Here is a 13,759-nt window from a genome sequence, read left to right as displayed (position 1 = left end):
GCGCCGACGGCCCGCGCGCCGTCCCGCCTGCCCGCCGCGCCGGTCTCCGGCGAAGACCGCACGACCGCAGTACGGCCGCACCCGGGCGGCCGACTGCATCGCGGGCACCTCAGTACATGAAGCGGAACGTCACTCCATAGGTCCGCGGCGCGCCGAGGAAGGCGTTCCAGGAGCCGGTCTGGATCGGCGCATCGAAGCCGACCTGGCTGTAGGTCTCGTCGGTGAGGTTGCGTCCCCACAGCTCCACCGCCCAGCGCCGGTTGCGCGCGCCCAGCACCAGCCGCGCATCGACCAGGGTGTAGGCCTCCTGGAACTTCTGCGGGTCGAGGTCGGAGCCGGTGTTGTGGTCGGCGGTATGGCGCGCGCCGAGGTAGGCGCGGCCCATCAGCCGGTCGGAGAAGTCCCACTCGTAGGTCAGCGAGGCATTCGCCTGCCAGCGCGGCATGAAGCCGGGCGTCGCACCCGGCAGCAGTCGCAGGTCGGCGTCGGGCAGCGCGTCGTCGCCAAACTCCGCGTCCAGCCAGGTCGCGCCGCCCTGCAGCGACAGGCCGTCCACCGGCGTCTGCCACATCACGTCCAGGTCGACGCCCCGGCTGCTCAGTTCCGGGATCGAGCGCACCACGTAGCTGGTGCCGATGAAGCTGTTGAGCTGGAAGTCGGTGAAGGTCTGGTGGAACAGCGCGGCGTTGAGCAGCAGGTTGCCGCCGGCCAGGGTCGACTTGGCGCCGATCTCGTAGCTGTCCACGAACTCGCCCGGGAACGAGGTGTCATCGACCGGGGTGATGCCGGCCGCGCCCGAGGACAGGCCGTTGGCCGACTGCACCCGGTCGAGGTTGAAGCCGCCGGCCTTGTAGCCGCGCGCGGCCGAGGCGTAGGTCATGAAGCGCTCGTTCCAGCGGTACGAAGCGCGCAGCGCGCCCGACCATTCCTTCTCGTCGCGCTCCTGCCAGGTGTCGCGGCCGTGGTGCTGCACGTTGCTCCAGGGCAGGCACATGTAGCCGATCACCGTGGGCACCAGAGCGGGGATGTACGCCCCCGGCACGCCACGCGCGCCCAGCGCCCCGCCCACCTGGGCCGGATTGGTCAGGCCGTTGAGGCAGCCGATGCCGCCATTGGGATTGGAGAGCACCGACCGCAGCTGCTTGCGCTCGGCGGTGTAGCGCGCGCCGAAGGTGATGTCGAGCGCGTCGGTCGCGTGCCAGACGTTGTTGGTGAACAGCGCGTTGCTGCGCGCCTTCTGCTCGAAGTGGTCGTGGCTGCCCGGTCCGGTGAACGTGGTGCCGTAGGGCCGGCCCGCGGCCTGCGACAGGAACAGGAACGGGTTCGAGGTATCGACCAGCCCGGCCGGGAACGACGCGGCGATGTTGCTGAGCAGTGCGATCGACAGATACGGCTCATAGGCCGCGCCCATGGTGATGCTGTCGTTGCGCACCAGCTCCTCGTTGGAATGGAATGCGCCGACCATCCAGTCCAGGCGCTCGCCCGAGCCGGTCAGGCGCAATTCCTGGCTGAAGGTCTCGAAGCCGACGTCGTTCTCGCCCTCGCCGTAGAAGCGGGTCCAGACCGGCGCCGTGGTGAAGTCCAGGTCCTGGCCGCCGATGTTGTGCCAGTCGCGCAGCGCGGTGATGGAGGTGAGCGTGGCGCCGCCGAGCCAGGGCGTGTCCCAGTCCACCTGCGCGGACACGCCGCGGTCCTCGATCGACTGCCGGGTGCTGTCGTTGCCGTAGGCCAGGCGCCGCTCCGGATCGGGTACGGGGATCACCGCGTTGCCGCCGACCAGGCTGTTGACGATGGCCGCGGTGGGGCCGCGCGTGGTGGTGACCGCGGCGCAGCATTCCTCCTCGCGGTTGGCGTAGTCGGCGATCAAGCGGATGCGCAGGTGCTCGCCCGGCTCGAACAACAGCTGGCCGCGCAGCGAATGGAAGTTCTGGTCGGCGTCCTCATGGCTGCTGCGCGGGCCGGCCCCGGTTTCCACGTCCATGAAGCCATCGCGCACGCGCTTGACCCCGTGCAGGCTGAAGGCGACCGTGTCGCTCAGGGCGTCGTTGTAGCCGGCAGCCACGCCGATCGCGCCGTAGTTGCCCACCGTCACCTCGGCTTCGGCGGTCTGGCTGAAGCCGGGACTGCGGGTGGTGATGTTGATCAGGCCGGCCGAGGTGTTCTTGCCGAACACCGTGCCTTGCGGTCCCTTGAGCACCTCGATGCGTTCGACCGGACCGAGGTCGCCGAAGCCCACGCCGTTGCGCGGGCGGTAGACGCCGTCGATCACCACCCCGACCGACGACTCCAGGCCCGGGTTGTCGCCGACCGTGCCGACGCCGCGGATGCGCACCGTGGTCTGGCTTTCGGAGGAGGTGCTGGACACGCTCAAGCCCGACACCAGCGACTGCATCTCCTTGATGTCGCGCGCACCGCTGTCCTGCAGCAGCTGCTCGGGCAGCACGCTCATGGTGATCGGCACGTCCTGCAGCGCTTCCTCGCGCTTCTGCGCGGTGACGATCAGCGCGTCGAGGGTGGTGGCCTGGCGTTCGCCCGAGGCCGGCGCCTCCTGCGCGGAGGCGGCGGTGGGGAGGCTGGCCAGCGCGGCGGCGACCGACCAAGCCAGCATGTTGCGATGCGTGTTGTCACGATTCATGGATCTACCCTCCCAAGCAGACTGGATGTGGAACCCGTCCCGAAGGCCGACGCACTGCTGGCGTCGTGCCGGGGCTCCGGTGTGTGCCGCGTCCCGCGATCGACTCCCTCCCCTCCCTCAAGCGGCGTGCGCCGGCGCGTGGCGCCGGTACTGCCGCAGGTGTTCATCGGTACCGCCCATGCGCAGCTCGAAGGCCAGCAGCCGACGGAAGCAGTGGCTGACGTCGAGTTCGTCGGTCATGCCCATGCCGCCATGCAGCTGCACCGCCTCCTGCCCGACCCGGCGCGCGGCCTGGCCGACCAGCGCCTTGGCGCCGGACACGGCCTCGCGGCGCGCATGCGGGTCGTGCTGCAGGCAGGCCGAGGTGGCGAGCAAGCTCATCGAACGCGCCTGCTCGACCTGCATGTACATGTCGGCCATGCGGTGCTGCAGCGCCTGGAACCGGCCGATCGGCGTGCCGAACTGGACCCGGTCGCGGGTGTACTGCACGGTCGCGGCGAGGATGCGGTCGAGCACGCCGACCGCGTCGGCGCACAGCGCGGTGATGGCGCGGTCGAGCGCTTCGTCCAGCGCCGCGGCGGCGTCGCCGTCGTCCAGGCGCGCATCGCCGGGTACGCACAGATCGAGGTCGATGTCGGCCGCGAGCATGCCGTCGACGGTGCGCAGCGGCTGCAGCGCCACGCCCGCCGCCTCGCGGTCGACCAGGAACACGCCCGTGTCCGGTCCGGTGCGTGCGCTCACCAGCAGCCAGCGTGCGATCGGCGCATGCGCGACGCAGGTCTTGCTGCCGCGCAGGCGCCAGCCGTCGCCTTCGCGCACCGCCGTGGTCGCCAGCGGTTGCGCCCAGCCCGCGGACTCCTCGTGCGCGAGCACGGCGATGGCCGCTCCCGAGGCGAGCGCCTCGAGCAGCTGCACGCGCCGTTCGCCCTGCGCCAGCAGCGAGACCAGGCGCGTGGCCAGCACCGCGCTGGCGTGGAAGGGTTCGAGCAGCAATCCCGCGCCCACCGCTTCGGACACCAGCATCGTGCCGACCGGTCCGGCGCCGATGCCGCCATCGGCCTCGTCGATGTCCAGGGCGAGCAGGCCGAGTTCGGCCAGGTCCGACCAGGTGCGCGGCGACCAGCCTTCGTCGCCGGCAAGGATCGCGGCGCGATGCTCGAGGCCATAGCCGGACTCGAGGTAGCGCCGGATCGAGTCGCGCAGCATCTGCTGCTCTTCGGTGAAGGAAAAGTCCATGGGGGTCCCCTCAGAGTTGCAGGATCATCTGCGCGATGATGTTGCGCTGGATCTCGTTGGATCCGCCGTAGATGCTCAGCTTGCGCAGGTTCATGTACTGTGCCACCGCGCGCGGCACGTCCTCGCCGCCGTCGCCAGCGGTGACCAGCGCGCGGGCGCCCAGCGCCTCGACCTGCAGTTCGCTGATGCGCTGCAGGATCTCGGTGCCGCGGATCTTGAGCATCGAGGCTTCCGGTCCCGGCGCCTGCTGCCGGCCTTCGGCGAAGATCACCCGCAGGTTGGTCACCTCCAGCGCGCGCAACTCCAGCGCCACCTGCGCGATGCGCGAGGCGAACACCGGATCGTCGGCCAGCGGCGCGCCCTCGCGCTGTGCCTGCGCGGCCATGCGCCGCAGCCGCGCCAGTTCGCGGCGGCTGGCGCCGATGCCGGCAATGTTGGTGCGCTCATGGCCGAGCAGGAACTTGGCGCAGGTCCAGCCGCCGTTCTCCTCGCCCACCAGGTGCTCCACCGGTACGCGTACGTTGTCGAAGAAGACCTCGTTGACCTCGTGCCCGCCGTCGAGCAGCCGGGTCGGCTGCAGGCGGATGCCGGGCGTGCGCATGTCGATCAGCAGGAAGCTGATGCCGCGCTGCGGCTTGGCCGCCGGATCGGTGCGCACCAGGCAGAAGATCCAGTCAGCGTGCTGGCCCAGCGTGTTCCAGGCCTTCTGGCCGTTGACCACGTAATGGTCGCCGTCGCGCTCGGCACGGGTCTTGAGCGAGGCCAGGTCGGAGCCCGATCCCGGTTCGGAATAGCCCTGGCACCACCAGTCGGTCGCGTCGAGGATGCGCGGCAGGAAGCGCGCCTGCTGCGCCGGCGTGCCATAGCGCATGATCACCGGCGCCACCATCTTCAGGCCGAACGGCAGCTGGATCGGCGCGTCGGCGGCGGCGCATTCGATATCGAACAGGTACTGGCGCGTCTTGTCCCAGCCGGTGCCGCCGAATTCGACCGGCCACATCGCCGCGCCCCAGCCGTGCGCGTGCAGGATCTTCTGCCAGCGGCGGACGTCGCTGGCGACGTCGCTGTCGTCGCCGCGGCGCACGCGGTCGCGGATGTCGCCGGGCAGGTGCGCGGCGATGAAGGCGCGCACCTGGTCGCGGAATTCCAGTTCGTCGGGGCTGAAGTTGAGGTCCATCCGGTCTCCTCGGGTCAGGGTGCGCGCAGCGCTTCGGCCAGCTGCTCGCGCAGCCGCGGCATCGCGGCGTAGGGGTCGGGCGGCGCCTCGCCGGCGAGCAGCGCGTCGCTGCGCGCGCGCACGCCATCGAGCGCCTGCGGATGCGGCAGGATCCAGAAGCGGCGTTCGGCCACGGCCGCGAAGGTCAGCTCCGCGACATCGGCCGCGGTGAGCCGGGCCGATGCCACCGCCTTCTCCACCAGGGCGCGCCCGACCGCCGCCGAGCGCGAGGCCGGCGCCGGCGTGGCACGGTTGCGTTCCGAACGGGCGATGCCGGTGCCGACCCAGGACGGGCACAGCACCGAGCAGCCGACCCGGTCGCCGACCAGCGACAGGTCCTGGTGCAGGGTTTCGGACAGCGACACCACCGCGTGCTTGGCGACGTTGTAGGGGCCGGTCAGCGGCGGGTCGACCAGGCCGGCCATCGAGGCGGTGTTGACCACGTGGCCGCGGTAGCCGGCATCGCCGGCGGCCGCTTCCAGCATGCGCGGCACGAAGGCGCGCACACCATGGATCGTGCCCCACAGGTTGACGCCCAGCACCCACTCCCAGTCCTGCACGCTGGCTTCCCAGAGCAGGCCGGTGCTGCCGACGCCGGCGTTGTTGAACAGCAGGTGCACCGCGCCGAAACGCGCGCAGGCATCGTGCGCCAGCCCCTGCATGGCCTCGCCATCGGCCACGTCCAGGCAGCGGTGCATCAGGATCACGCCGTCGGACTCGAGCCCGGCCACGGTGGCCGCCAGCGCGTCGGCCTGCACGTCGGCCAGCACCACCGCCATGCCTTCGCGCGCGGCGATCCGCGCGAACTCGCGGCCGAAGCCGGAGCCGGCGCCGGTGATCACCGCGACCCTGCCGCGCAGCGCGCCGAGCGGCTTCATACCGCGGTGTACCCGCCATCGACGGCCAGCACCTGGCCGGTGATGTGCGCGCCGGCATCGGAAGCGAACAGCAGCGCCGCGCCCTTGAGGTCGCCGTCGCCGCCCAGCCGTCGCAGCGGCGCGTTGCCCATCAGCGCCTCCTCGCCGAGCGCGTCGATCACGCCCTGGCTCATCTTCGAGGGAAAGAAGCCCGGCGCGATCGCGTTGACGGTGATGCCCTGACCGCCCCATTCGGCCGCCAGCGCGCGCGTGAGGTTGACCACCGCGCCCTTGGACGCGTTGTAGGCGATGGTCCTGAGCGCCCCGCCGGCGTTGCCGCGCAGGCCGGCGATGGACGCGATGTTGATGATGCGTCCGCCGCCGCGCGGCAGCATCGAGCGCTTCGCGACCTGCTGGGTCAGCAGGAACAGCCCGCGCACGTTGAGGTCGAAGACCTTGTCCCAGGCTTCGAGCGGATAGTCGGCGGCATCGGCGCCCCAGCTGGCGCCGGCGTTGTTGACCAGGATGTCCACCTGCCCGAATGCCGACAGCGTGCCCTCGGCCAGGCGCGCCACCTGGTCGGGCTGGCCGACATCGGCGGCGAAGGCCTCGGCGCGGATGCCGCGGCCGCGCAGGTGGCCCAGCGCCGCGTCGAGCTCGTGCTGCTTGCGCGCGGAGATCATGACGCTGGCGCCGTAGTCGCCCAGCGCCTCGGCGATCTGCAGGCCGAGGCCGCGCGAGCCTCCGGTGACCAGGGCGACGCGGCCGTCGATGTCGAACAGGGTGCGGTTGCCGTGCATGGAGACTCCCATCAGAACCATTGGTCGCGCATGGTCAGCGCGGTGTCGTCGAGATCGGCCAGGCGGTCCAGCCAGGCGTCCACGCGCGGCAGTTCCCAGCGCAGGAACCAGCGCGCGGCGTGGCGCTTGCCGCGGGCGAAGTCGTCCGCGCGCGCGCCCAGCGCCAGCAGCTGGCCGAGCCAGACCCAGGCCACGGTGAGGTGGCCGAACACTTCCAGGTAGGCGCTGGCGTTGGACAGGCGCGCGACCGGGTCGTCCACGCGCAGCAGCCACGCGGTGACCTCGCGCAGCCGCGCCAAGCGCGCGGCGATCGCGTCGGCCGATGCCGCGCAGGGGGTCCCGGCAGCGCGCGCGAGGCTCGCGTCCAGCAGCGCGCAATAGGCCTCGAACGCCGCGCCGTCCTGCATGACGACCTTGCGCCCGAGCAGGTCGATGGCCTGGATGCCGTGGGTGCCTTCGTGGATGGCGTTGAGGCGGTTGTCGCGCCAGAGCTGCTCGACGCCGTAGTCGCGTGTATAGCCCGCGCCGCCGTGCACCTGGATGGCCAGGTCGTTGCCGGCCAGGCACCACTGCGAGGGCCAGCTCTTGGCAATGGGGGTGAGGATGTCCAGCAGCAGTCCGCGCGAGGCAGCGGCTTCGGCGTCGCCGGCGTCGCGCGCGATCCGCGCCTCGTCCACGAGCCTGGCGCAGTACAGCACCAGGCCGAGTCCGCCTTCGGCGTAGCTCTTCTGCGCCAGCAGCATGCGGCGCACGTCGGCATGCGCGACCAGCGCCACCTGCGGCTGCGCAGCATTCTTGCCGGCGGGCCCGGGCAGGCGCCCCTGCGGGCGGTTTCGCGCGTAGTCCAGCGCACGCAGGTAGGCGGTGTAGCCCAGCGCGACTGCGCCGAGGCCGACGCCGATGCGCGCCTCGTTCATCATGTGGAACATGCAGGCCAGGCCCTGGCCCGGCGCGCCGACCAGCCAGCCGACGGCGCCGGCCCGGCCGCCCGGCGCATGCCGGCCCTCGCCGAAGTTCAGCGCGCAGTTGACCGCCGCCCGGTAGCCGAGCTTGTGGTTGAGCCCGGCGAGGTCGATGTCGTTGCGTTCGCCGGCAAACCCCTGCGCCTGCGTCAACGTCCGCGGCACGACGAACAGCGAAATGCCCTTCGTGCCCGGCGGCAACCGCCCGTGCTCGTCGGGCACCTTGGCCAGCACCAGGTGCACGATGTTGTCGAGGATCCCGTGCTCGCCGCCGGAGATCCACATCTTGCGGCCGGACAGGCGGTAACGCGGCCCGAGCGGCGAATCGCATTCGTACTGCGCGCGCGTGGTGATGTCCGACAGCGAGGAGCCCGCCTGCGGCTCGGACAGGCACATCGTGCCGGTCCACTCGCCGCGCAGCTGCGGCAGCGCGAACGCCTCGACCTGCGCCGGCGTGCCGTGGGCGAGCAGCAGCGAGGCGTTGCCGACGGTCAGCATCGGGTAGGCGCAGGCGCCGATGTTGGCCGCGTACAGCCAGGCCAGCGCCGCCTTCTCGACCAGCACCGGCAGCTGCATGCCGCCCACCGCCTCGTCCTGGGTGGCGGCGAGCAGGCCGCTGCCGGCCACCGCGCGCACGGCCTCGACCACCGCGTCGGGCAGCGTCACCGACGTGCCGTCGAACGCCGGTTCCTCGCGATCGGAGAGCGCGTGGCAGGGCGCAAGCACTTCCTCGCCCAGTCGCTCGCAGCTGTCGAGGACCGCCTCGAAGGTCTCGCGCGAATGCTCGGCGAAGCGCGGCGCGGACAGCAGCGACTCCGCTTCCAGCCAGTCGTACAGCTGGAAGCACAGGTCCTCGCGCGAGAGCAGCAGGCCGGGCATCGCCTCAGGCCACCTCGAACAGGCCCGCGGCGCCCTGGCCGCCGCCCACGCACATGGTCACGACCACGTACTTCGCGCCGCGCCGCCGGCCCTCGATCAGCGCGTGGCCGACCAGTCGCGCGCCGCTGACGCCGTAGGGATGTCCGACCGCGATCGCGCCGCCGTTGACGTTGAGCCGCTCGTGCGGGATGCCGAGCCGATCCATGCAGTACAGCACCTGCACGGCGAAGGCCTCGTTGAGCTCCCACAGGCCGATGTCCTCGACCGAGAGCCCGGCCCGTTCGAGCAGTTTCGGCACCGCGAACACCGGGCCGATGCCCATCTCGTCGGCCTCACAGCCGGCGACCGCATAGCCGCGGAACACGCCCAGCGGCTGCAGCCCGCGCCGCGCCGCGGCGGCGGCCGACATCAGCACGCAGGCCGAGGCGCCATCGGAGAACTGGCTGGCGTTGCCGGCCGAGATCACCCCGCCCGGCAGCGCGGTCCGGATCCTGGACACCGCGTCGAAGGTGGTGTCGGCGCGCACGCCCTCGTCGGCCGACAGCGTGACCTCGCGCGTGACCATCGCCCTGGTCGCCGGGTCGGCGACCGCCTGGCGCACCGTGATCGGCACGATCTCGTCGTCGAAGCGACCGGCCGCCTGCGCCGCCGCGGCGCGTTGCTGGCTTTCCGCGCCGTAGCGGTCCTGGCGTTCGCGATCGATGCCGTAGCGGCGCGCGACGTTTTCGGCGGTCTGCAGCATCGGCATGTAGATCGCCGGATAGTGACGCGCCATCCACACGTCTTCGAGCATGTGCTGGTTGATCGTGTTCTGCACCGTGGAGATGCACTCCACGCCACCGGCCACGAACGCCTCGCCCTCGCCGGCGACGATGCGCTGCGCGGTCTGCGCGATCGCCTGCAGGCCCGAGGCGCAGAAGCGGTTGACGGTGGCGCCGGGCACGCTGGCCGGCAGCCCGGCGCGGATCGCCGCCTGGCGGGCGATGTTGCTGCCGGTGGCGCCTTCGGGCCAGGCGCAGCCCAGCACGACGTCCTCGACCTCGGCCGGATCGATGCCGGCGCGTTCGACCGCGTGGCGCACCACGTGGCCGCCGATGGTGGCGCCGTGGCTGAGGTTGAGCGCGCCCTTCCAGCTCTTGGCCAGGCCGGTGCGGGCGGTGGACACGATGACGGCTTCGTTCACGGCGGACCTCACGCGGCGGCGGCGCGCGGGCGCGCGACCGGATCGTTGAAGGAGCGGCCTGCTTCGGCCAGTTCGACCAGCAGCGGCGCCGGCGCCCAGGCCTCGCCGCGGTGGCCGCTCGCGTAGCGGCGCATCGCCGCGAGCACGTTGTAGAGGCCGACCTGGTCGGCATGGAACATCGGCCCGCCGCGCCACGGCGGGAAGCCGTAGCCGGACAGATAGACGATGTCGATGTCCGAGGCGCGCGCGGCGATCCCCTCCTCGAGGATGCGCGCGCCTTCGTTGACCAGCGCGTACACCAGCCGCTCGACGATTTCGCGGTCGTCGATCGCGCGGCGCGCGATGCCCTGCGCCTGCGACCGTTCGACGATCATGGCTTCGACCTCGGGCGACGGATGCGCGGTGCGGTCGCCGGGCCGGTAGTCGTACCAGCCCTTGCCGGTCTTCTGGCCGTAGCGGCCCATCTCGCACAGCGCATCGGCGTTGTCCGCGTAGACCATGTCGGGCTGCTCGAGGTAGCGGCGCTTGCGGATCGCCCAGCCGATGTCGTTGCCGGCCAGGTCGCCCATGCGGAACGGGCCCATCGCGAAACCGAAGGCCTCCATCGCGCGGTCCACCTGCTGCGGCAACGCCCCCTCCTCGAGCAGGAAGGTGGCCTGGCGCGAATACTGCTCGATCATGCGGTTGCCGATGAAGCCGTCGCACACGCCCGAGACCACCGCGGTCTTGCGGATCCGCTTCGCCACCGCCATCGCGGTGGCCATCACGTCCGGCGCCGTCCTCGCGCCGCGCACCACTTCCAGCAGGCGCATCACGTTGGCCGGGCTGAAGAAGTGCAGGCCGAGCACGTCCTGCGGGCGCCGCGTGAACGCGGCGACCCGGTCCACGTCGAGCGTGGACGTGTTGGTGGCGAGGATCGCCCCCGGCCGCGCCACCGCATCGATGCGTTCGAACACCGCCTGCTTGACGGCGTAGTCCTCGTACACCGCCTCGATGACCAGGTCGGCATCGGCCAGCGCGGCGTAGTCGAGCGAGGGCGCGACCAGCGCCATGCGCTGCTCCACCTGTTCCGCGGTCAGCCTGCCCTTCTTCGCGCTGGCCTCGTAGTTGCGGCGGATGGTGGCCAGGCCGCGGTCGAGCGCCTCCTGCGAGGTCTCCAGCAGCGCCACCGGGATACCGGCATTGAGGAAGTTCATGGCGATGCCGCCGCCCATGGTGCCGGCGCCGACGATGCCCACGCGTTCGATCGGGCGCGGCCGCACGTCCGGGCCGATGTCGTCGATGCGACTGGCTGCGCGCTCGCCGAAGAAGGCGTGGCGCAGCACGCGCGATTCGGGCGAATGCAGCAGCACGGTGAAACCTTCGCGCTCGACCGCCATGCCCTCGTCGAAAGGCCTGAGCGAGGCCGCGACCGCATCCACGCAGCGCAGCGGCGCCGGGTAGTGTTTCGAAGCGGCAGCCACGCCCATGCGCGCCCAGGCCAGGAACGCCTGCGCATCCGCGTGCTCGACCGCACGGTCGCGCACGCGCGGGTGCGGGCCGCCGGCGGCAATCCGGGCCTGCAGCAGTTCGACCGCGGCCGCGACCGGATCGCCGTCCACCACCGCGTCGAACAGCGCCGTGTCGGCCAGCCGGCGGGCCGCCACCGGCGTGCCGGAGACGATCATGTTGAGCGCGGTTTCCAGCCCGACCACGCGCGGCAGGCGCTGGGTGCCTCCGCCACCGGGCAGGATGCCGATCTTGACCTCGGGTAGCCCGACTTCGGCCTGCGCATGCGCCACGCGGTAGTGCGCGCCCAGCGCCAGCTCCAGGCCGCCGCCCAGCGCGGTGCCGTTGATCGCCACGCATACCGGCTTGGCGCTGGATTCCACCGCGGCGATCAGGTCGTGCAGGTTCGGCGCCTGCTCCGCGCGCGGGGTGTTGAACTCCTTGATGTCCGCGCCGCCGGAGAAGAACCGGCCGGCCGCGGTAAGCACGATGCCGCGCACGGCGTCGTCCTCGTTGGCCTGGGCCAGCGCTTCGGCCAGGCCGCGGCGCACCGCAAGACCCAGCCCGTTGACCGGGGGATTGTCGAAGCTGACGACGGCAATGCCGTCGCGGATCGTCGTGCCTACCGCCATGTCGATGCCTGCACCTTGTCGGGGAGAAGAAGTGGACGCCCGGCGCTCATGCGGTCGCCTCCGCGCGCCGGGCGAATCGCCAGCCCAGGGCCGCCAGCGCCGGCACCTGCGCGGCGAAGCGCAGCGCCTCCGGATCGGTGGCCATGCCGGCCCGCGCCCGCGCGCCCACGCCCTGCAGAATCGCGGCGAGGCGGAACAGGTTGTAGGCCAGGCAGAAGTCCCAGTGCTCGCCGACGCGCAGGCCGGTGCGGCGCTCGTAGTCGCGCACGTAGGCGTGCTCGTCCGGAATCCCGAGCGCGTCCAGGTCCAGGCCGCCGAGCCCGGCGAGGAAGCCCGGCGCGATATGCCAGCTCATCACGTGGTAGGCGAAGTCGGCCAGCGGATGGCCCAGCGTGGACAGCTCCCAGTCCAGCACCGCCAGCAGGCGCGGCTGGCCCTGCGCGAACACCAGGTTGTCGAGCCGGAAATCGCCGTGCACCAGCGCGACCGGCTCGTCCTGCTCGCGCGGCAGGTGCGCCGGCAGCCAGGCGATCAGCCGCTCCATGTCGGCGATGGCCTCGCCGCGGCTGGCCGCGTACTGGCGCGTCCAGCGGTCGATCTGGCGCGCGAAGTAGCCCCCGCTGCGGCCGTAGTCGCGCAGCCCCAGCGCATCGACATCGAGGCCGTGCAGGGTCGCGATCGCCGTGTTCATGGCGTCGTAGCGGGCGCCGCGCGCAGGCGGCTCCAGGCCCGGCAACGACTGGTCGCCGAAGATCTCGCCGTCGATGAAGTCCATGACGTAGAAGCCGGCGCCGATCAGCGACTCGTCCTCGCACAGCACGTGCATCGCGGCCACCGGCACGCCGCTGCCGGCCAGCGCCTGCTGCACGCGGAACTCGCGCTCGATCGCATGCGCCGAGGGCAGCAGCCGCGCGCGCGGACCGGGACGCGCGCGCAGCACGCAGTCGCGCGCGGCGGTACGCAGGCGCCAGCCGGGATTGGAGCGGCCGCCGGCCAGCCGCTCGACCTGCATCGCGCCGCCGAAGCCTTCGAGCCGCGCCTGCAGCCAGGCCTGCAGCGCAGCCACGTTGTCCTCCACCGAGGGGAACGGTCCGGCCGCGCTCATGCCGCCGCCCTCACCATGCGTCCGTCGCGCAGCACCGGCACCACCTCACAGCAGTCGCGGTTGCCGGCATCGGCGATCTCGTCCTCGAGGCCGGCGTCGGCCAGCAGCCGCCCCACCCGCGAGCCCGACAGCGCCGCCACCGGCTCGGCCGCCAGCGCGGCCAGCTCGGCCGCCAGCGCCGCGTCGCTCGGTGCATAGCCGGCGCATGTGCGCAGCGCGCGCACCACGTGCCCGGCGCCGATGAAATCGCCCAGACACAGCCGGCCCAGCGATCCGGCGCAGACCAGCAGCACCGGCACGCCGGGGTGCGCCTGCGCGATGTGGCGCGCGAGCGCGGCGGCATTGGTCAGGGCGCCGGCGTACACCGCCACCGCGCCGGCACAGGCGGCGATGGCGCGGGTGCCGTTGGTGGTGGAGTAGACCAGCTCGCTGCCTTCGCGCACCTGCGCCGACAGCGCCAGCGGCGTTGCGGGCGCCCAGCCCGGCAGGGTGCGCGCCAGGTATTCGCCGGCGATCACCGCCCCGACGCGGCGCGCGGCCTCTTCCCGGGCATCGTCGTCGTCGCGCGCCGGATACACCGCCCCCGCCCCGGCGCCGAGCACGCGCACGATGGTCGAGGTGGCGAACAGCACGTCGATCACCACCACGACCTTGGCGCCCAGGCGCGCGCCGTCCACGTCCTGGTGGCGGACGAGGACATGCAGGCTGGGCGAATCGGTGCTGGCTACGTCGTACGTCATGTTTCGCCTAATGGAACTTAATTCTG

10 protein-coding genes are annotated in these 13,759 nt (G+C 72.0%); all 10 read right to left on the bottom strand.

What is annotated here, in order from left to right:
- Positions 1 to 109: 109 nt before the first annotated feature.
- The 10 genes from Q0863_RS00755 to Q0863_RS00710 all read right to left on the bottom strand — a co-directional run bounded on the left by Q0863_RS00755 (position 110) and on the right by Q0863_RS00710 (position 13,733).
- Positions 110 to 2,635 (bottom strand): TonB-dependent receptor, encoded by a 2,526-nt coding sequence (locus Q0863_RS00755; RefSeq protein ID WP_298573649.1) that lies wholly within the window; start codon positions 2,633 to 2,635, stop codon positions 110 to 112.
- 117 nt (positions 2,636 to 2,752) lie between these two features.
- Positions 2,753 to 3,871: an acyl-CoA dehydrogenase gene (locus Q0863_RS00750; RefSeq protein WP_298573648.1), complete on the bottom strand. Its 1,119-nt coding sequence runs from the start codon at positions 3,869 to 3,871 to the stop codon at positions 2,753 to 2,755.
- Between the two features lie 10 nt (positions 3,872 to 3,881).
- Positions 3,882 to 5,048 carry an acyl-CoA dehydrogenase family protein gene (locus Q0863_RS00745; RefSeq protein ID WP_298573647.1) on the bottom strand — a complete coding sequence of 389 codons (1,167 nt, stop codon included), beginning with the start codon at positions 5,046 to 5,048 and terminating at the stop codon, positions 3,882 to 3,884.
- A gap of 14 nt (positions 5,049 to 5,062) precedes the next feature.
- Positions 5,063 to 5,965: an SDR family oxidoreductase gene (locus tag Q0863_RS00740; RefSeq protein ID WP_298573646.1), complete on the bottom strand. Its 903-nt coding sequence runs from the start codon at positions 5,963 to 5,965 to the stop codon at positions 5,063 to 5,065.
- A complete protein-coding gene (locus tag Q0863_RS00735) occupies positions 5,962 to 6,744 on the bottom strand; it encodes an SDR family oxidoreductase (protein WP_298573645.1) in 783 nt (260 codons plus the stop codon). Before Q0863_RS00735 ends, Q0863_RS00740 begins: the two co-directional genes overlap by 4 nt.
- An 11-nt stretch (positions 6,745 to 6,755) precedes the next feature.
- Positions 6,756 to 8,585: an acyl-CoA dehydrogenase gene (locus Q0863_RS00730; protein WP_298573644.1), complete on the bottom strand. Its 1,830-nt coding sequence runs from the start codon at positions 8,583 to 8,585 to the stop codon at positions 6,756 to 6,758.
- 4 nt (positions 8,586 to 8,589) lie between these two features.
- Entirely contained in the window at positions 8,590 to 9,768 is a 1,179-nt protein-coding gene (locus Q0863_RS00725; protein WP_298573643.1) for an acetyl-CoA C-acyltransferase, read from the bottom strand.
- Positions 9,769 to 9,776: 8 nt separating this feature from the next.
- The gene (locus Q0863_RS00720) at positions 9,777 to 11,888 is read right to left on the bottom strand and encodes a 3-hydroxyacyl-CoA dehydrogenase NAD-binding domain-containing protein (RefSeq protein WP_298573642.1); all 2,112 of its coding nucleotides are present in this window, start codon (positions 11,886 to 11,888) and stop codon (positions 9,777 to 9,779) included.
- A 46-nt stretch (positions 11,889 to 11,934) separates the two neighbouring features.
- Positions 11,935 to 12,993, bottom strand: a complete 1,059-nt coding sequence (locus Q0863_RS00715; protein WP_298573641.1) for a phosphotransferase family protein — start codon at positions 12,991 to 12,993, stop codon at positions 11,935 to 11,937.
- Positions 12,990 to 13,733: a 2-phosphosulfolactate phosphatase gene (locus Q0863_RS00710; RefSeq protein WP_298573640.1), complete on the bottom strand. Its 744-nt coding sequence runs from the start codon at positions 13,731 to 13,733 to the stop codon at positions 12,990 to 12,992. Before Q0863_RS00710 ends, Q0863_RS00715 begins: the two co-directional genes overlap by 4 nt.
- Positions 13,734 to 13,759 lie beyond the last annotated feature (26 nt).

The organism is uncultured Luteimonas sp., from assembly GCF_947492465.1.
Taxonomy (GTDB): Bacteria; Pseudomonadota; Gammaproteobacteria; order Xanthomonadales; family Xanthomonadaceae; genus Luteimonas.
The sequence above is the reverse complement of the archived record's forward strand: the minus strand, read 5'-3'. Positions and strand labels throughout refer to the sequence as shown.